Raw genomic sequence first — 19019 nt, 5'->3', positions numbered from 1 at the left:
ATAGCTACCGGCATGAACTTTTCCCGCACCATTACGCGCGACAGATGACGCGCACTGCCGACCGTATGATGTTTCTGGCGCTCGGCCTGGCTGTCGCGCTCGGCATGCTGCCGACGGCAAAGCCCGCAACAGCACAGGGTGCCGGCTCATCGCGGTCATCGGCGGGGGTCTCGCCGGGCCCGTTCGACCTGCAGCTGGCGATCCACGAGCATTTTATCGGCGTGCTGCCGGCAGGCTGGTGGATCGGGCCGCCGCAACGATGGGGCGATGAAGTCGTCGTCCGGGTGAATATTCCGGATTCCTGGAACGGCAACCCGACCGCCGCCATGATGCCCACCTGTCCGGCCCGGAACAGCCCGATCTGGCAGGCGACGGACCGCATCACTCTTTCCCCGCATTACCGAAACCTTTCCTGGGCTGCCCATCAGTGCCTTCCCTGATGTAGGAAGGGCCTGATGTAGCGATGGCCTGATGTAAGGCTGACCTGCCCGGAACGCGCAAGCCGGGCGATTGCCGGCGACAATATGCCAAATTTGAGCTAATTTACAAACTTACCCTCCGCTGTCTTTTTGGATATCCCCTTGCAAGCCTTCCTGTCCGCGCGCAGTCCGGCCCTCTACCGGATGCTCCTCAATCTGCGCGACCGTCTCGCCCCCTTCTACGCCGACCCGGAGCTGGCGTTTCTGCCGGCCCTGTGCCCGGCCGGAACCGTGGCGCTGGACATCGGCGCCAATACCGGCCTGTACACGCATTGGCTGCTGCGCCGCGCCCGGCTGGTCATCGCCGTCGAGCCGATCCCCGGTCTTGGCCGGCTGTTGACCCGGCGGTTCGCGGCGGCAATACGCGGCGGCCGCCTGATCGTAGAGAACTGTGCGCTGGGCAGCACGGATGGCGAGGCCACGCTCTATGTTCCCGAAGGCATGCAGGCCCTCTCGGCGCTGCATCCGCTCGACGGGGTCGCGAACGTCGCCAAAGTCACGGTACCGGTGCACCGGCTGGACTCGCTGGAATCGATCAAGACGCTTCACATTGGATTCATGAAGATCGATGTCGAAGGCTTCGAGAGCGACGTCGTCGAAGGCGGGCTCGAGCTGATCCGGCGCGACCGGCCGGCCATCCTGGTGGAGGCCGAGGAACGGCACCGCCCCGGCGCCGTCGCTGCGCTGCGCGGCCTGCTGGAACCGCTCGGCTATACCGGGCTCTTCCGCATGGACGGGAAATGGCACCCCGTCGATACCTTCGATGCGGCCCGGCTGCAGAATCGCGCGGCCCTGAACGAGGCCGGCACCAAGCGCCTCAAGGGTGCTACCTACATCAATAATTTCGTGTTCACGGTATCGCCCGGGACGTTGATGACAGCGTGACAAGGCGCATGCGAAACAAAGGCTACAGCGTCTAAGGTCAGCATCCGGCACCCCGGCTTGCCTGTCAGCATGCGATTAGCGAATTCGGCTGCTGAAAGACGGTAAAGCGATCCCGGCCATTGCGCTTGGAGTCGTACAGCGCGGTATCGGCCTCCCGCAACAGCTGGTCGCCGTCCGCGATATCGCTGCGATACCAGCTTACCCCCATGCTTGCCGTCAGCTGGACCCTTATCCCGTCGAGATCGACAGGCTGGCGGGCCACCTCCAGCACGCGGTCGAAGGGCACAGTCGAGTCAAGATCGCTGAACACCAGCGCGAACTCGTCGCCCCCCAGCCGTGCCACCGTCTCCTCGGCGCGCATCACGCTCGACAAGCGCGCTGCCAGAGCGATCAACAGCTTATCCCCTGTCTCGTGGCCATGCCGATCGTTCACATCCTTGAAGCCGTCCAGGTCTATGACACAAACGGCCATCCGGGTTCCCGACCGCCGGGCGTGGGCAATCGCCTGCGCCAGACGGCTGCTGAGCAGACGGCGGTTGGCGATGCCGGTCAGCGGGTCATAATTGGCGATGCGGTCAAGCTCCTGCTGGCGCTCCATGATCCGGCTGATGTCGGACAGGACCGCGACATAGTGGGTGACGTCCCCCTTTTCGTTCCGGCTGGCGGAAATCGAAAGACGCTCGGCAAACACATCGCCACTCTTGCGCGTGGTCCAGCGCTCTCCCTGCCAGTGCCCGTCACGTCGCAGAATCGCCTTGATGTCTGCAAACTGTTTTTTGGTGGATGCGAAGATGCCGGTGGAGTCGGCCATCTGGCCCATAACCGTCGTTCGGTCGTATTGGGCTGCCAGCGTGAAGGCCAGATTAACCTCCACGATGCGGAATTCGGCATCCAGGATAATGATGGCTTCCTGGCTGGCCTCGAACACCGTGGCGGCAAGTTGCAGGCGTTCGCGGGCATGGTGCAGGTCGGTGACGTCCGAGGCATAGCCATGCCAGGTGATGCTGCCATCCTCCGCGCGGCTCGGCGTGGCGATTCCTTCCACCCAGCGCAGCCCCTTTACAGGGTGATTGACCCTGTAGGTATCGTGCAATCGCGTCAGGGTTTCAGCCGACGTCCGTATCGATTTGGAAACACGCTCGATATCGTCCGGATGCAACACCGCGAAGACAGCGGAGACATCCTCGGCGACAGCGTCCGGCGTACAGCCATAAATATCGATGATGCCGTCGCTGGCATAGGGAATGTGGGAGGTTCCGTCCGCGCGCAGCCGATACTGATAAATCATGCCCGGAACATGGTGAGAGAACTGCTCCATACGCTCCAGCAGTTCCGTCACCGCCATCAGCGCCTCGCGACGCCGGGTAATGTCGGTGTGCGTGCCGTACATCCATAAGGGCTTGCCGTCTTCCGTCCATTCGACGACGGCGCCCCGGTCATGAACCCAGACCCAATGACCATCCTTGTGCCGCATCCGCGCCTCGAAATCATAATACGGCATCTCACCGGAAAAATGCTGTTCCAGGGCGGCTTCGGAAGCGGCCATATCGTCGGGATGGGCAAGCTGCGTCCAGGTTTCGATCGAGATCGGCCGCAATTCGTCCAGCGTGTAGCCGATAATTTCCGCCCAACGCTCGTTGAAGCGGGCCTCGCCGGTCTGCACGTTCCATTCCCAGGTGCCGGCGCGGGTTCCCCGGATGATACTGTCCAGCCGGCGATGATCCTCGCGCAGCCTTTCACCCATAAGACGCAGCGAGTCCCGCGACTGGTACAGCCGGCGATTAACCAGAAACAGGAAAGCAAATAGCGCGGCCACAACGGCCAGCGCACCGCCGCCAGCCATCGCAATGATGAACGGGCGTTCCCTCCATGCCTCCGCCCAAATTGCATCGCGTGACTCATCGAAGTAGGGCAGCGCGGCGCCCAGGGAAAAGGCGCCCAACAAGGAGACCAGTGCAAGAAGGAACAATAATGCTTTTCTGTTCAACGGACGACTCGCCTGGATCAAGGTTCAGCCCGGCAGGAAAACCGCCAGAAGGCTGGCTAAGCCGCATTGTACAGATCAAATTGTTTAAAATTTATCAAGTTTCGCGATTATGCCACGCCGGATCGCAAACAAAATGCGGGTTCAGCCCAGTTCCAGAGTCGCCGGCGCGTGCAGCAGCGCGGTTGCCGGCGGCGGCGCGCCCTTGTACATGCGCGCGGTGGCGAAGGTCTCCACCATTCCGGCCTCGGCCAGCAAGTGTCCCAGCGCCGTGTTGCTGTCGGGCACATCGACGATGACCGGCCCGGTATCGGGAAACAGGCCGGCGGCGGCGCGGATCAGCCGCAGGGCGGCAGCGGCATCGGGCGCCACGATCGGGCCGATCTTCGACCCGCTGCGGCAGCGCCGGATGGTGGCGAACCCCGCCGGGCCATCTGGCGCGTGCAGAACGAGCGTGCGGCGCGTCTCCAGCGGCTGCACCCAGGCGGACAGGAAAGCCGGGCGGGCATAGCCATTCGCCCTCTCATCGAGCGCCAGCAGCGCCGGCAGGTCGGCCGGCGTCATCATTCGGATATCGGCGCTGTCCTGTGCGTCGAGCGTTCCTTCCAGCCGCCGCGTCGCGCCGGTGCGCGCAAAACCCGACTTGGCGTAGTTGGCCTGCTGCGCGGCGACGCCGTCCAGCCCGATGGTCCGGTTCCCCGCATGGCGCAGGGCGTGTTGCCACAGTGCCATGCCGATGCCCTGTCCGCGCCATTCGGGACGGCAGATATACAGCCCCAGAAAAGCGAAGCCGGGATCGAGATTGACCACGGAAATCGCGGCGATGGGTGCGCCATCGCGCAGCGTGACGAAGAATCCGTCGGGATCGGCCGCCCAGAAGGCCGGCCCATCCTCCAGCCCCGGATTCCACCCTTCCCCTGCCGCCCAGTCGAGCACCAGCGCCAATTCGGCCGGTGTCATTTTTCGTATGGTCATGAAGTCCTCATCCGCGGATTTTTCTGCAGCCTATAGGCGGTGCACCATCCTAGCCAGACAAACAGCCCCCGACAGGTTTCAGGCCGACAGCGCGTCCTGCACCATGTCGGGCACCTGGCCGATGCGGCGCAGCACCTCGCGCAGCAGGTGGCGCTGCGGCTTGGTGAGACGCGCAAGTTCCACCCTGGTGCCAGGCTTCCGGCCGTCGGCGATATCCTCGATCTGCTGTTCCAGCACCAGCCGCACCAGAATGCGGTGCGCGCCGGCCAGGTCCGCGGCATCGGCCTCCGCGATCAACCCTAGGCTGGCGGCCTCGCGCAGCCGGTCCGCCGTCGCCGTCGCCGCCACCCCGCCCTTCAGCGCCAGGATGCGCGCCGCGCTGACCACCGGCAGCAGGCCGCCGATCTTCAGATCGACGCGCCCCTCGATGGTCTGGATGCCGCCGAAGAAGCCCAGCGGCGGGCGCATCTCGCGCTGGTTCAGCGACAGGTTACGCAGAAAGCCGATGGTCTTGCGCGCCCGGTCCAGCGCGTAGGCGCGCAGCAGCTCCGCCAGATCCGCCTGCCCCTCGACCGACTGGAAATCGAAGAAGATATCGACATTCAGCAGGTTTTCCCCGATTGGCCGTTCCGCCCAGATATCGATGGCGCGGCGCCAGCCGGTCTCGTCATGGCGCCATTCCGGATTCTTCGCCATCACCCCGCCCTTGCAGTAGGGAATCCCCGACTCGTTCAGCATGTCGGCCATGCGGCGGCCCAGTTCGGCGTACCAGGCATCATCCTTCGTTGTGCCGGCATGGAGGATGCCATTGTCCTGGTCAGGGGCCAGCAGGCTTTCGCCACGCCCGCCGGAACCGAGAATAAGCGCGCACCACGGCGCCGGCACCGCACCCCAGCCGGACTCCAGCATCGCCTCGGCGGACAGGCGCGCGGCCCGGCCGGTCACATCGCGCATGACACCGGAAATGACGGCGGCCACGTCCAGCGGCGCCACCTGTTCGGCCAGCAGCGAACTGGCGAGATCCGGCAGGCCGCGCACGATTTCCGCCATCTCTTCGGCATTCTGCGCGACGCCGATACGGTCGCCGATGGCCAGCGCGGAGCCGGCGCGCTGGCGCAGCAGCTGCCGTGCCGACAGGATGCCGACCACGGCCCCGTCCGTGTCGAACACCGCCAGATGGCGCACGCCCAGCCGGTCCATCCGGCCCAGTGCCAGATAGACGAAGGCATCCTGCGGCACGCCTTCGACCGGGCTGCTCATCAGCCGCGACAGCGGCGCATCGAGCGCTGCCGCTCCCTGCTCGGCGATCAGCCGCAGCGCGTCGCGTTCGGTGACGATGCCCAGCGGCGGCGCCAGAGGGGGGGCCAGAGGGGAAGCCAGCCCGGCATCCCCCGTAACCATGACGGAGCTGATGCCCTTCTCGATCATCAGGTCGCAGGCCTGCTTCACCGTCGCGGCCTCGGGCATGGTGACGACTGGACTGGCCATCACCTCGGCAACGCGATGGCGATAGGGGAAGCTGTCCAGCCGTTGCAGCGCGTCGGCATTCATCTCTCGCCGGCCTTTCCATCCGTTCCCGCATGCCAGCCGGCCTCATGCTGGCGCGCCCGCATGATTGAGGGCTGCGCCATGATGCGCTCGGCGTCGGCCAGCGTGGTGACGCCGCGCTCAGCCAGCATCGGCAGCATGCCGGCGAAGATTTCGGCGGTCACCAGACAATCGCCGAAAGCGGTGTGGCGGCCCTCGATCTCCGCCCCGCACATCGCGGCCACCGCCTCCATATTGAGGTCGCGATGGCGCGGATACAGGAAGCTGAACAGCAGCGCCGTGCACAGCGCCGGCGGGTCGGTCCAGGCGACGCCGTGCCGGGCCGCCTCATTGCGCAGCACCGCCAGGTCGAAGGCGATGTTGTGGCCGATGATGACACGCCCGCGCACCAGTTCCGCCAGTTCCGCCAGTACCTGCGATACCGGCGGCGCATCGGCCACCATCGCATCGGTAATGCCGTGAATCGCCGTTGATGACGGCGGTATCGGCGCGCCCGGATTGACCAGCCGGTCATAGGCGAGATGGCGATAGAGCCGTGGCCCGTGCATGACGATTCCGGCGGCCGAGACGACACGGTCAATGGCGACGTCCAGCCCCGTGGTCTCGCAATCCAGCGACACCGCCGGCAAGCCGGTCAATGGCAGATCGGGCGCGATCGGGATGGTGGGCGGCATGTCGTGCAGCCCCATATCATGCTCGACCGGCCCTGAGACAGGGCTTGGCATCGGGCCCGGCGCGTCGGACAGGAAGACCAGCAGCAGCCCGTCCGGTTCGGCCAGCGGCGCGATGCGGGTGGCGTAGGTATCGCCGCTGACGCCCGGCAGGATGCGTTCAACCGGCGCCCCCGCCGCATGCGCCGCCGCCGAGGCCTCTATGAGCGCTTCACGGTCCAGAATGGCGAAGAGACTGCCGCCCAGCCGCAGCCGGTCCTGCCCAAGCAGCGCGGTGGCACGGGCGTTGGTCAGGCTGACCAGGCCGGTTTGCGTGACCACCAGGATCGGCTCGCCGATAGCGCCCAGAATCGCGCTGAGCCGCGCATCGACACGGCGGTCGTCGGCGCGGTCGCGGGCCAGCACGGCGGCGATGGCACCGGCCAGGCGGTGCAACTCGTCGGGCTTGCCGCCGCCCTGGTTCCAGCTGTCCGGCAGCGTGCCGCCACGCACCCCGGCCCCCAGCACCGCGCCATGCAGCCGCACCAGCTGATCGAAATGCCCGTCCAGAAGAGTCAGCATGACCCAGAGCCCGGCAATACCGGCAGCGAGGCCAGCGAGGCTGGCCAGCGCCCAGCCATCGATCCCCTGCTCAAGGTCGACCAGACCGAACAATGCCGGAAACAGCGCCACCAGGAATCCGCCAGCCACCACCAGCAGGGTGACGAACAAGGCCTTCCGCAAGCCGCCGCGCAAGGCGCGCCCCGCTCAGCTCTGCCGGTCGGCAGCCTCGACGACCGGAACGCCGGACAGCATGTCCGCCACGACGGCCTCAGGCGCCAGCCGGCGCAACATGTCCTCGTGGAAGCGGCACAGCGAGAACCGAATATTGTTGGTCACAAGCTCGCGGTCGAAGCGCGTGAGGTTGCTGTGAATCGGCAGCACCTTGTAAATCCGCCCGCCGGAGATTTCGCCGATATCGTAAGGCGCCTTGGGGGCCGTCATCTGCGCCTGGGCGAGGCGCAGCTTGAACGCCTCAATCTCGTCGCCCCAGCCCTCAGGGCGATGGTCCGGGATCGGATGCTCCAGCAGGCACAGCTCGAACAGCCGGCCCATACGCTCGGCCAGCTCGATCTCGCGCGTCCTGGCATGCGGCCGCAAGGCGCCTTCCAGGATAATGCCGACGTCGGAAAGCACGTAGCAGAACGCCTCCCAGCGCGATTTTTCCACCGCCTGCCGGAAGGCCATTTCACGGAACAGCTTGTCCCAGTTCAGCCCGGCGCGGGCGCGCGCATATTCGAATGTGCATTTCTGCGCCACGAACGCCGATTGCTCGGCCATGAAGCGGCGAAAGGTTGCGGCATCCTTCACTGAAGATTCGGGCCGCCAAAGACGTGTAATCGACGCTAACAAATCCTCCCCCGCCCACAATTATTGTTTTGACAAGTAATAGGCTATGCTATTTTCGGTTAAGCGCAAGAGAACGTTTTGGTTACATCGCATCGATTGCGCGCACAGCATTTGCCTGAAAAACTCGGGTAGTGAAAGCTGTGCCTGGAAGGGTCATTCGGGGCGGAGATAAGCAAAAAAAAGCCGCCCGGCAAACAGGAGGGAGACGTATTCAAGATGTCTAGTGATTCCTCGACTTCACCCGACAGGGCGGTGGAGCACTGGCAACGAACCAAATCGCTGATGTGGATCACATTGGCCATCTGGTTTGTTTTCGGCTTCGTTGTGCACTTTTTCGTCAGTGCGCTGAATGAAATCAACTTCATCGGCTTCCCGCTGGGCTTCTATATGGCCGCCCAGGGCTCGCTGATCGTCTTCGTCGTCCTCATTTTCTGGTATGCTGCAAAGCAAAACCAGATCGATGAGGATTGCGGCGTGGCCGAAGACTGAGCGGAGGGAAAGTCATGAAAGGCGATTTCCTATCTAACCTCGGCCGCATCTACGGCTTCTATACCGGCGGCTTCCTTGGATTTGTCATCTTGTTGGCGATCCTCGAACAGCTTGGCGTGCCGAACAAGATCATCGGCTACCTGTTCGTGTTCTTCACCCTGGCCGTCTATGCCGGCATCGGCATCCTGTCGCGTACCATGCAGGTGTCGGAATATTATGTCGCCGGACGGCGCGTGCCGCCGCTCTACAACGGTATGGCGACAGCCGCCGACTGGATGAGTGCCGCCTCCTTCATCGCCATGGCGGGTGGTCTTTATGCCCAGGGCTATGACGGCCTCGCCTTCGTGCTGGGCTGGACCGGCGGCTATGTGCTGGTGGCGGTGCTGATCGCACCTTACTTGCGCAAGTTCGGCGCCTATACCGTCCCCGACTTCCTGGGGGCGCGTTTCGGCGGCAACTTCGCCCGTACCATCGGCATCATCGTGCTGTTCTGCTGTTCCTTCACCTACATCGTCGGTCAGGTCGTCGGTGTCGGCACGATTGCCTCGCGCTTCCTCGGCATCTCCTTCGAGATCGCCGTGTTCGTGGGTCTGATCGGCATTCTGGTCTGCTCGATGATGGGCGGTATGCGGGCGGTTACCTGGACCCAGGTGGCGCAGTATATCGTGCTGATCATCGCCTACATGGTGCCGGTGGTCATCCTGTCGGCGCAGACGACCGGCGTCCCGGTCCCGCAGCTGATGTATGGCGATATCCTGCAGCGCATCACCGAGCTGGAGCAGACCAAGCCTGCACTGGCCGGCGTAACGCCGCACATCGTTCCATTCTCGTCATTCGATCCGCTGAACTTCTTCGCGCTGATCCTGTGTCTGATGGTCGGCACCGCCTCGCTTCCGCACGTGCTGATGCGGTTCTTCACCACGCCCAGCGTGCGTGATGCCCGCAAGTCGGTCGGCTGGAGCATGCTGTTCATCTTCCTGCTGTACTTCACGGCGCCGTCCTATGCCGCCTTCGCGAAGTACGAAATCTACGCCAACGTCATCGGTGCCAATATCGCGGCCCTGCCGGACTGGGTGCAGATCTATTCCAGCATCGGCCTCGTCACCATCACCGACCTGAACACCGACGGCATCCTTCAGATCGCCGAACTGAAGATAAACCCGGACGTCATCGTTATCGCGACGCCGGAAATTGCCGGCCTGCCCTACGTGATCGCAGGCCTGGTCGCGGCCGGCGGTCTGGCAGCCGCGCTGTCCACTGCGGACGGTCTGCTGCTGGCCATCGCCAACGCGCTCAGTCATGACGTGTACTACCGCATGATCGATCCGACCGCTTCCACCGCGAAGCGCCTGATGATCGCGCGTGTCCTGCTGGTGGCGGTGGCACTCCTTGCCGCCGTGGTGGCTTCGTCAAGACCAGGCGGCATTCTGGCACTGGTCGCCTGGGCCTTCTCCCTCGCGGCAGCCGGGTTGTTCCCCGTCCTGGTGCTGGGTGTGTGGTGGAAACGCTGCACAAACCAGGGCGCCATTGCCGGCATGATCATCGGCTTCGGCTTCACCTTGTTCTATCTGGTGGGAACGAAGTATTTCGGCATGCCGCTGTGGTTCGGGGTGTCCAACATCTCGGCCGGCCTGTTCGGTATTCCGACGGGCTTCCTGGCGACCATCATCGTCAGCTGGATGACACCGGCTCCGTCCAAGGAGATGCAGGATTTCATCGACTCGATCCGCATCCCCAGGGGCCAGACACTGATGGAAGAAAAGGCCGACTGACCGGTCTTTTTACGAAAGCAACTGGGCAGGGCCATCACGGCCCTGCCCTTTTCTTTTCCGCTTTGCTAGGCTTCCCGCCTGGCAGGGACACGTCACACGCAAAAATCGTTTTCGGGGCAGAAGAAACGCACATGTTCTCCGGCAATCCGTTCTGGGACTATTGGTACTTCCACATCCCCAACTACATCGTCGCGGCGCTGATCTATACGCTGCTGGGGCGCATGATTCTGGGGCTGTTCGTCTCGCCGGACTGGCACAATTACATCTGGCGCACCTTCACCCGCCTGACCGACCCGATCCTGAATGCGGTCAGCGCCATTACGCCGAATTTCGTGACCCGCGGGCTGTTGCCGCTGGTGGCAATCTTCTGGCTGCTGGTGCTGCGCTTCGCCTATTGGGCGGTTCTCGGCTATTACGGCCTCGCCCCCTCGCTGGGGCTGCAGCCGGCCACATAATCCATCTTGCGCCGGTCAAAGGCCGCGCGCACAGTATGGTCATTGATCGTCACCAGTATGAGAGGTGGCTGTTCATGGACCGTATCAAGACCTGTGCGGAAATTTCGGTGCGGCGCGGCACGGCCTTTGCCCTGCTCGCGGTCGGCACCCTCATGGTCGCCTTCAGCTTCGATGTCGCGCTGTCCCTGAAAATGGGGGCGGCGACGATGATCATCATGGCGGCTATCCTGGCCTATCGCGCCATGATGGCGGCCAGCACCGACTACCGCAGAACCGAGACCTGGCTGCTGCTCGGCAAGGCCCATCCGCTGCCGGAAAGCCGCCGCCAGAAGGTGATCGGCGGCACGCTGCGCGACATCTATCAACGCTATGCCCGATACAGTGCCGGCGGTGCCTTCTCGCTGTGGCTGGCCAGCCTGGTGATCCCGCTGATCCGCTAATCCTCTCCGGCGCGACTACAGGCGTTACCGCGCGTTACGGCGGCGTATCGCCCCCTTCCCGTCATGCGGGCTGTCCTGCCATCGCGCTTGCGATAAGCTGATGCGACGCAATGGCATCGACAGCGGGGATCGACATGCATTTCGAAATGCGGCTCTGGGCCTTCACCGAGGGTGTGCGCTGGCGCATCGCCGGTGCCGTGGCCATCGGCCTTGCCGCCGTGGCGCTGGGCATCGCGCGCCTCGCCTTGCTGGGCTGGCTGATCGCCCGGGTGTTCCAGGGGGCAACGCTGCAGGAATTGCTGCTGCCGGCGGCACTGGTCGGCATCGCCATGATCCTGCGCGGTTTCTTCGAACAATGGCGGGTCATGGTGGCGCACGAGACCGCCGCCCGGGTGCAGCGCCAGCTGCGCCGCGCCATCTACGACAAGATTGCCGCACTTGGCCCGGCCTATGTCGGCCAGCAGCGCTCCGGCGACATGGCGCTGACCATGATCGACAGTGTCGAGCAGCTGGAAACCTATTTCGGCAAGTATATTCCGCAGCTTCTGGTCTCCGCCCTCACGCCGTTCCTGATCTTCGGCTTCGTCGCCTGGCTGGACCTGCAGGTAGCGCTGGTCATGCTGAGCTTCGCGCTGCTGGCGCTGCTGGCGCCGGCGGCCTGGCATAAGCTGGACACCCGCAAGGCGCGCGACCGGCAGCGCGCCTATTCCGGTTTCGCCGCCGAGCTGCTGGATTCGATCCAGGGCCTCGCCACGCTGAAGGCCTTCGGGCAGAGCCGGCCGCGCGCCGATCTGCTGGCGGTGAAGGCGCGCGAACTGTTCCGCTCGACCATGTGGGTGCTGGCGACCAACACGCTGTCGCGCGGCATTACCGACACCGCCATCGCACTGGGTGCCGCGGCAGCACTGGCGCTGGGCGCCTTCCGCGTCGAGGCGGGGGCGATGGAGCTGACCGCGCTGCTGATGATCCTGATGACCGGCATCGAGATGTTCCGTCCGATGCGCGACCTGCGTACCGTGCTGCATGAGGGCATGGTCGGGATGTCGGCGGCGCAGGGCGTCTATCGCATCTTCGACGCCCAGCCGCCGGTGCCGGACGCCGCCACACGCCCTGAGGGTCCCGCGCCGGCCGCGCTGGAACCGTCCATCACCTTCGAAGACGTCGCCTTCGCCTATCCGGGCAGCCGGCGTTTCACCCATGAGGGCCTCAGCTTCGCCGTGAAGCCGGGCGAGCGCGTCGGCATCGTCGGCCCGTCCGGCGTCGGCAAATCCTCCATCGTGCGGTTGCTGCTGCGCTTCTTCGATCCCGACCGGGGCGCGATCCGCATCGGCGGTGTGGATCTGCGACAGATTCCCTTCGCCGATATCCGCAGCCGCATCGCCGTGGTGCATCAGGATGCCTATCTGTTCCACGGCACCATCGGCGAGAACATCCTTCTGGGCCGGCCCGACGCCGGCGAGGACGCCATGATCGAGGCCGCGAAGGCGGCCAACATCCATGAATTCGTCCTGGGCCTGCCGCAGGGCTACGATACGCTGATCGGCGAGAAGGGCATCAAACTGTCCGGCGGGCAACGCCAGCGCGTTGCCATCGCCCGGGCCATCCTGCGCGATGCGCCGATCCTGATCCTCGACGAGGCGCTGTCGGCCATTGATGCCGAGAACGAGGCGGTCATCCAGCAGGCGCTGGACCGGCTGATGCAGGGCCGCACCACGCTGGTGCTGGCGCACCGCCTGTCCAGCATCATCGGCTGCGACCGCATCCTGGTGCTGGATGACGGCAAGGTGGCGGAGCAAGGCGACCATGCCGCGCTGATGGACAAGGGCGGCGTCTATGCAGCGCTGATGGCCGAACAGGCGAAGGATGCCGAACGCCAGCAGGACGCGCCGCTATTGGACGCCGTTCTGCTGGACGATTCCGCGAAAGCGCAGCCGGCAGCGCGTCAGGCTGCCGCCGATCTCCCCACCGGACAGGCACTGGGCCCGACCGAGGGCATCGTCGCTGCCGAAGGGCTGGGCTGGGGCCAGCTGGTCGTCATCCTGATGCGGCTGATCGCCCCCTGGCGGGCCAAGATGACCCTGACCTTCATCTTCGGCGTCGCCCGTGTCGCCGCCTTCATCGGTGTCGGCGTGTTCAGCGCCCTTATCGTGCTGGCGCTGAAGAACGGCCAGCCCTTCGGGTATCTGCTGCCCTGGCTGTTCATCACCGCGCCGCTCGCCGGCATCCTGCACTGGGCGGAATCCTGGCTGGCCCATGATGTCGCCTTCCGGCTGCTGGCGGAGATGCGCATCGCGCTGTTCAACAAGCTGGACCGGCTGGCGCCCGCCTATCTGGTGCGCCGCCGCACCGGCGACCTGATGGGCATCGCCACCCATGATGTGGAGATGGTCGAATATTTCTTCGCCCACACCATCACCCCCGCCGCCGTCGCCGTGCTGGTGCCCGCCGTGGTGCTGGCCGTGCTGGCCGGGCAGGACCCGCTGCTGGCGCTGGTGCTGCTGCCCTTCCTGCTGGCGGTGGGGCTGAGCCCCTGGCTGATGCGCAAGCGCGTTGACCGGCTGGGATCGCGCGCGCGGGAAGCCGCCGGCGAGCTGGCCGCGCATGCCGTCGATACCGTGCAGGGGCTGGGCGAGATCGTCGCCAACCGGCAGGAACAGGCGCGCGGCGATGCGCTTGACCGGCTGACCGATCATCATATGCGCCTGCGCATGCCGTTCTTCCGCGAACTGACGGCGCAGAACAGCCTGCTGGAAGTGCTGACCGGGCTGGGCGGCCTCGCCATCGTCGTTACCGGTGCCTATCTGGCCTCCGCCGGCACCATCGATGCCGGCCATCTGCCGCTGCTGACCCTGCTGGCGCTGGCCGCCTTCCTGCCGGTCTCCGAGATCGCTCAGGTCGGCCGGCAGCTTGCCGACACGCTGGGCGCGACGCGGCGCATCCATGCGGTCGAGCAGGAAAAGCCGGTGGTCGAGGATGGTCCCGGAATCGATATCCCGCGCGCCGCCGGCGTGCAGGGAGCCGATCTGGCGCTGGACGCTGTGGGTTTCCGCTATCCCGGCACCAGCCGCCCGGCGCTGACCGCCGTCAGCTTCCACGCGAAGCCGGGCGAGACGGTGGCGCTGGTCGGCCCGTCGGGCGCCGGCAAGACCACGCTGGCGCAGCTTCTGATGCGTTTCTGGGATCCGGAATCCGGCCGCATCACGCTGGACGGGCACGATCTGCGCGCCGGAAAGCTGGACGATCTGCGCACCCGCATCGCGCTGGTGGCGCAGGATACCTACCTGTTCAACGACACGCTGGAAGCCAATATCCGCCTCGCCCGGCCAGACGCCAGCGCGGCGGATATCGAGGCGGCGGTGCGCAATGCCTCACTGTCGGAGCTGGTCGAGAGCCTGCCCGATGGGCTGGCAACCAGGGTCGGCGAGCGCGGCACCAGCCTGTCCGGCGGGCAGCGCCAGCGCGTCGCCATCGCCCGCGCCTTCCTGAAGGACGCGCCGGTGCTGGTGCTCGACGAGGCGACCTCGCATCTGGACGCGGTGAACGAGCAGGCGGTACGCGCGGCGCTGGACAAGCTGCAACAGGGCCGCACCACCATCGTCATCGCCCACCGGCTGTCCACCGTACGCAGTGCCGACCGCATCGTCGTGCTGGACCAGGGCCGCGTCGTCGAGACCGGCAGTCACGAGGAACTGCTGGCCAGAGGCGGGCTCTATGCGCGTCTTGTCGGACGGCAGCTTGCCTCGGCGGCCGACAGGAATGCGGCGGAGTGAGTCTTGAGGCATAGCGCCGCAGCAGGGGTTTCGCGGATGGCAAAGCCGAAATCCGATGCCATATTGCGGGTTGGATTTTGCCCTATCTCCGGACAGAAGTGACATGACAGCCGTGCCATCCCTGCGCCTCCCCCCTTCCCTGCCGACCGTGCTGTGGCGCGGCCTGCAAGGGCGCTGCCCGAAATGCGGTACGCGCGGGCTGCTGCATTCCTATCTGAAGGTGACGCCGTCCTGCAGCCATTGCGGCGAGGCCTATGGCCATTTCCGCGCTGACGACATGCCGCCCTGGCTGACCGTCTTCATCGTCGCCCATATCGTCATCCCGCCGATGCTGATGCTGGAACGCAATTACCAGCCCGATATCTGGCTGCAGGGCATCGGCTGGTCCGTGGCGACGCTGGCGCTGACCCTGCTGTTGTTGCCGCGTTGCAAGGGCGCCGTGCTGTCCCTGATGTGGGCGCTGAAGGCGGAAGGCTCCGAGCGGACCTAGAGAGGTCGCCACCTGCTGGACCTCCCCGGATTCACAACTGGAACGGCCTTCTTGCGCATTCTTCAAATGCGATTACGGACCCAGTATATCCTGGCATCAGGACACGCCACTCAACTGATTATTATTAATAAAAATTAACCAAATACATTTAAATAAAATTTAATCTTTATCTCTCCAAATACACGCATGGATATGGCAACGCGCTGACCCGCCATATTCATGACGGAACTATTGGAGAAATGAAGTGAAACTCTCTGGCAAGGAAGTCCGCCTCGACCGCGACGAACTGCTCGTCGACAAGACCGACCTGGACGGCCATCTCACCTATGTGAATCACGCCTTCACGAAGATCACCGGCTACAGCGAGGCGGAATGCCTTGGCCAGCGGCGCGGCATACTCGACAAGAATGGCATGCCGCAGACGGTCTTCGAATTGCTCTGGAAAACTGTTGGTGAAGGCAGGGATGCCTGTGCCTACCTCAATGCCACGACCAAGACCGGCGATCATGTCTGGATCATCGCCCACGTCATGCCCAACATCCAGCAAGGCAAAATCGTCGGCTATCACACGATTGGGCGGGCCTGCAATCCGGCCACGATCAAAGGCACCATCCTGCCGCTCTATAACGATCTGGACCGTGCGGAACGCGACGCCACCAAGGATACCGGCGCCCTGCTGAACGCCATGCTGGCTGACAAGGGCGGCTCCTACGAGCTCTTCGTGTCGGACCTGATGGAGATGGATTGACCGGCCGCGGCTGTGAGCGGCGTGCTGTCAGGGCGTCACGAATGCCCAAAAAATAGCCTCATTGGGAAATGGGGCTATTTTTTTTGCACTACCTTTCTGCGGCGACTCTTCTTCGCCCTGCTTATCCGACTTATCCTTTTGTTTATAAAAAATAAAACTTGCCAAATCAGAATGGCCCAGAAAGTGCATGCACTTCGGCAGTCCCACTGTCGAAGGATAATCGATCATGAACAGGAGAGCCTTTCTCAAGGCCAGTTCCACCCTGGCGCTGAGCACCGGTGCGTTGAGCGCAGGCATGCTGCCTTTCCTCAAAGTCCTGCCTGCCGCCGCCGCAACGGCCGATACGCTGGTGGTGGTCACCGGCACCACCATCAACAGCCTGGATCTGCACCGCACCGGCACCAACCGGCCGAGCTATCAGGTCGCCGTCAATTGCTATGACCGGCTGCTGACCTTCGGCACCAAGACCATGCCGGACGGGTCGCTCAGCTACGATTATTCGACCCTGCAAGGCGAGCTGGCGGAAAGCTGGGAGATCGCGCCGGACGGCAATTCCGTCACCTTCAAGCTGAAGGACGCCACCTTCTGGGACGGCAGCCCGGTCACAGCCGAGGATGTGAAATGGTCGCTCGACCGCGCCGTCTCCGTCGGTGGTTTCCCGACCGTGCAGATGCGGGCCGGCTCGCTGGAAAAGCCGGCACAGTTCGAGGTGATCGACGCCAAGACCTTCAAGATCAACTTCCTGCGGCAGTCGAAGCTGACCCTGCCCGACCTCGCCGTGCCGGTGCCCTTCATCATCAATTCGAAGGTCGCCAAGGCGAACGCGACGGAGAAGGACCCCTGGGCGATGGAGTATCTGCATCGCACCCCGGCCGGCTCCGGCGCCTACAAGGTGGAGCGCTGGGATTCCGGCCAGCAGCTGGTCTATACCCGCAACGATTCCTGGAAGGGTGGCCCGCTGCCGGCGGCCAAGCGCATCATCATCCGCGAAATCCCCTCGCAATCGACCCGGCGCGCGCTGATCGAGCGCGGCGACGTGCATCTGTCGCACGACATCCCGCCGAAGGACGCGAAGGAACTGGCGGCTCTGAAAACCGTGAAGGTGGTCGGCACGCCGATCGAGAACTGCCTGCATGTGCTGTGCCCGAACCTGATCTTCGAGCCGTTCAAGAACAAGCTGGTGCGCCAGGCCATTGCCTATGCCGTGCCCTATGAGGAAATCCACAAGAACGCCGCCTATGAACGCGGCGCCAAGATGTGGGGCGGTGCCAGCGCGGAGCCGACCGACATCGCCTGGCCGCAGCCCTTCCCCTACACCACCGATTACGACAAGGCGAAGGAACTGCTGGCCCAGACGCCCTACAAGGACGGCTTCGAGGTGCCGCTGTCGTTCGACCTTGGCACCGCTTCCTGGGGCGAGCCGACGGCCCTGCTGATCCAGGAAGGGCTGGCGAAGATCGGCATCAAGGCGACGATCGACAAGATTCCGGGCGCCAACTGGCGCACCGTGGCGCTGGTCGAGAAGAAGCTGCCGCTGCTGCTGGACAATTTCGGCGGCTGGCTGAACACGCCCGACTATTATTTCTTCTGGGCCTATGTGAAGGGCAATCTGTTCAACGCCTCGAACTATGACGATGCGGAGATGATGCAGCTGATCAACGAGACGCTGCACATGCCGATGGATAACCCGGACTATGCGCCGAAGATCCGGCGCATGATCGCCAAGGCAATCGACGACGTGCCGCGCATCCCGCTGTACCAGCCCTATCTCGACAGCGCCATGCGGCCGGGCGTGGAGGGCTATGAGTTCTGGTTCCACCGCATGCCGGACGTGCGCAGCCTCACCTTCAAGACCGCGTAACGGAGGGCCGGACCCATGGCCATTTCCATCCCCGTGGCCATGCCACCCAAGGTCCGGCTGGTCGGGCGCCGCCTGTTACAGGCGGTGCCCGCCCTCGCGGGCATCGTGATCGTCACCTTCCTGCTGACCCGCGCGCTGCCCGGCGATCCGGCGGTCTATTTCGCCGGCCCCGCCGCCGATGAGGCCTCGATCGCGGAAATCCGCAAGCAGCTGGGCCTCGACCGGCCCTTGCCGGTGCAGTTCCTGGCCTATCTCGGCGACCTCGCGACCGGCGACCTTGGCATGTCGATCTCGACCGGCCAGCCGGTGCTGTACGAGATCACGACCCGCCTGCCCGCCTCGGTGGAGCTGACGCTGATCGCCCTGCTGGTCTCCATCGCCGTCGCCGTGCCGCTGGGCGTGCTGGCCTCGACCCGGCCGGACAGCTGGGTCGATCATCTGTGCCGCTTCGTGGTCACCGCCGGCGTGTCGCTGCCGACCTTCTTCACCGGCCTCGCGCTGGTCTATCTGTTCTATTACCTGCTGGGCTGGGCGCCGCCGCCGATGGGGCGGCTCGATATCCTCTATCTGCCGCCCGATCATGTGACCGGCTTCTACACCATCGATTCCATCCTTGCTGGCGATCCCGGCGCCTTCGCCAGCGCGCTCGCCCATATCGCCCTGCCAGCGCTGACGCTGGCGCTGTTCACGCTGGCGCCCATCGCCCGGATGACCCGCGCGGCGATGCTGCAGGTGCTGGGCAGCGACTTCATCCGCACCGCGCGCGCCGCCGGCCTGTCGCGCCGCAAGGTGCTGTTCGGCTATGGCTTCCGCAATGCGATGCTGCCGATCATCACCACGCTGGGCATGGTGTTCTCCTTCGCGCTGGGCGCCAATGTGCTGGTCGAGAAAGTGTTCGCCTGGCCTGGCATCGGCTCTTACGCCATCGAGGCGCTGGTGGTCTCCGACTATGCCGCCGTGCAGGGCTTCGTGCTGGCGATGGCGCTGCTGTTCGTCACCCTGAACCTCGCCATCGATATCATCTACACGCTGGTCGATCCGCGCCTGCGGCTGGAGGACTGAG

General features: G+C 64.6%; 17 protein-coding genes. 11 read left to right on the top strand and 6 right to left on the bottom strand.

What is annotated here, in order from left to right; genetic code table 11:
• Nucleotides 1-44: 44 nt before the first annotated feature.
• Together BKM74_RS10490 and BKM74_RS10485 are read left to right on the top strand one after the other, a co-directional pair.
• A complete protein-coding gene (locus tag BKM74_RS10490) occupies nucleotides 45-440 on the top strand; it encodes a hypothetical protein (protein WP_086465666.1) in 396 nt (131 codons plus the stop codon).
• A 141-nt stretch (nucleotides 441-581) separates the two neighbouring features.
• Nucleotides 582-1364, top strand: coding sequence for an FkbM family methyltransferase (locus BKM74_RS10485; RefSeq protein ID WP_086465665.1), 783 nt, complete (start codon nucleotides 582-584; stop codon nucleotides 1362-1364).
• Between the two features lie 64 nt (nucleotides 1365-1428).
• Here the strand turns inward: BKM74_RS10485 and BKM74_RS10480 are convergent, their stop codons facing one another.
• The 5 genes from BKM74_RS10480 to BKM74_RS10460 all read right to left on the bottom strand — a co-directional run bounded on the left by BKM74_RS10480 (nucleotide 1429) and on the right by BKM74_RS10460 (nucleotide 7892).
• Nucleotides 1429-3351 carry a sensor domain-containing protein gene (locus tag BKM74_RS10480; RefSeq protein ID WP_140056059.1) on the bottom strand — a complete coding sequence of 641 codons (1923 nt, stop codon included), beginning with the start codon at nucleotides 3349-3351 and terminating at the stop codon, nucleotides 1429-1431.
• A 141-nt stretch (nucleotides 3352-3492) separates the two neighbouring features.
• Nucleotides 3493-4323, bottom strand: coding sequence for a GNAT family N-acetyltransferase (locus tag BKM74_RS10475; protein ID WP_086465663.1), 831 nt, complete (start codon nucleotides 4321-4323; stop codon nucleotides 3493-3495).
• Nucleotides 4324-4401: 78 nt separating this feature from the next.
• On the bottom strand, nucleotides 4402-5874 hold the full coding sequence (locus BKM74_RS10470; RefSeq protein ID WP_086465662.1) for a putative nucleotidyltransferase substrate binding domain-containing protein: 1473 nt from the start codon (nucleotides 5872-5874) through the stop codon (nucleotides 4402-4404).
• The gene (locus BKM74_RS10465) at nucleotides 5871-7253 is read right to left on the bottom strand and encodes a 3'-5' exonuclease (RefSeq protein ID WP_140056058.1); all 1383 of its coding nucleotides are present in this window, start codon (nucleotides 7251-7253) and stop codon (nucleotides 5871-5873) included. Before BKM74_RS10465 ends, BKM74_RS10470 begins: the two co-directional genes overlap by 4 nt.
• 36 nt (nucleotides 7254-7289) lie before the next feature.
• Nucleotides 7290-7892: a hypothetical protein gene (locus BKM74_RS10460; protein WP_086465660.1), complete on the bottom strand. Its 603-nt coding sequence runs from the start codon at nucleotides 7890-7892 to the stop codon at nucleotides 7290-7292.
• A gap of 255 nt (nucleotides 7893-8147) precedes the next feature.
• Here BKM74_RS10460 and BKM74_RS10455 point away from each other — a divergent pair, with 255 nt between their 5' ends.
• The 7 genes from BKM74_RS10455 (at nucleotide 8148) to BKM74_RS10425 (ending at nucleotide 16095) form a co-directional block, all read left to right on the top strand.
• The gene (locus tag BKM74_RS10455) at nucleotides 8148-8420 is read left to right on the top strand and encodes a DUF4212 domain-containing protein (RefSeq protein ID WP_086465659.1); all 273 of its coding nucleotides are present in this window, start codon (nucleotides 8148-8150) and stop codon (nucleotides 8418-8420) included.
• A 14-nt stretch (nucleotides 8421-8434) separates the two neighbouring features.
• Nucleotides 8435-10192 (top strand): sodium:solute symporter family protein, encoded by a 1758-nt coding sequence (locus BKM74_RS10450; protein WP_086465658.1) that lies wholly within the window; start codon nucleotides 8435-8437, stop codon nucleotides 10190-10192.
• Between the two features lie 131 nt (nucleotides 10193-10323).
• A complete protein-coding gene (locus BKM74_RS10445; protein WP_086465657.1) occupies nucleotides 10324-10647 on the top strand; it encodes a YggT family protein in 324 nt (107 codons plus the stop codon).
• A gap of 74 nt (nucleotides 10648-10721) precedes the next feature.
• Nucleotides 10722-11087, top strand: a complete 366-nt coding sequence (locus BKM74_RS10440; protein ID WP_086465656.1) for a hypothetical protein — start codon at nucleotides 10722-10724, stop codon at nucleotides 11085-11087.
• 134 nt (nucleotides 11088-11221) lie between these two features.
• Nucleotides 11222-14857 carry a thiol reductant ABC exporter subunit CydC gene (gene cydC / locus BKM74_RS10435; protein WP_086465858.1) on the top strand — a complete coding sequence of 1212 codons (3636 nt, stop codon included), beginning with the start codon at nucleotides 11222-11224 and terminating at the stop codon, nucleotides 14855-14857.
• Between the two features lie 103 nt (nucleotides 14858-14960).
• Nucleotides 14961-15347 carry a DUF983 domain-containing protein gene (locus tag BKM74_RS10430; protein WP_086465655.1) on the top strand — a complete coding sequence of 129 codons (387 nt, stop codon included), beginning with the start codon at nucleotides 14961-14963 and terminating at the stop codon, nucleotides 15345-15347.
• A 244-nt stretch (nucleotides 15348-15591) separates the two neighbouring features.
• Complete coding sequence (locus tag BKM74_RS10425) at nucleotides 15592-16095, top strand: PAS domain S-box protein (protein ID WP_086465654.1); 504 nt, start codon at nucleotides 15592-15594, stop codon at nucleotides 16093-16095.
• 27 nt (nucleotides 16096-16122) lie between these two features.
• Here BKM74_RS10425 and BKM74_RS18525 read toward each other — a convergent pair whose 3' ends face one another.
• On the bottom strand, nucleotides 16123-16392 hold the full coding sequence (locus BKM74_RS18525) for a hypothetical protein (RefSeq protein WP_176342477.1): 270 nt from the start codon (nucleotides 16390-16392) through the stop codon (nucleotides 16123-16125).
• Between BKM74_RS18525 and BKM74_RS10420 the strand changes: the two genes are divergently transcribed.
• Together BKM74_RS10420 and BKM74_RS10415 are read left to right on the top strand one after the other, a co-directional pair.
• Nucleotides 16391-17956, top strand: a complete 1566-nt coding sequence (locus BKM74_RS10420; RefSeq protein WP_245825904.1) for an ABC transporter substrate-binding protein — start codon at nucleotides 16391-16393, stop codon at nucleotides 17954-17956. The genes BKM74_RS18525 and BKM74_RS10420 overlap by 2 nt on opposite strands.
• 15 nt (nucleotides 17957-17971) lie before the next feature.
• Nucleotides 17972-19018 (top strand): ABC transporter permease, encoded by a 1047-nt coding sequence (locus BKM74_RS10415; RefSeq protein WP_086465652.1) that lies wholly within the window; start codon nucleotides 17972-17974, stop codon nucleotides 19016-19018.
• The last annotated feature ends 1 nt before the right edge of the window (nucleotide 19019 follow it).

Origin of the sequence: Oceanibaculum nanhaiense, from assembly GCF_002148795.1 — a bacterium.
GTDB lineage: Bacteria > Pseudomonadota > Alphaproteobacteria > Oceanibaculales > Oceanibaculaceae > Oceanibaculum > Oceanibaculum nanhaiense.
Note: the sequence above shows the minus strand (reverse complement) of the source record. Positions and strands in the feature narration are given on the sequence as shown.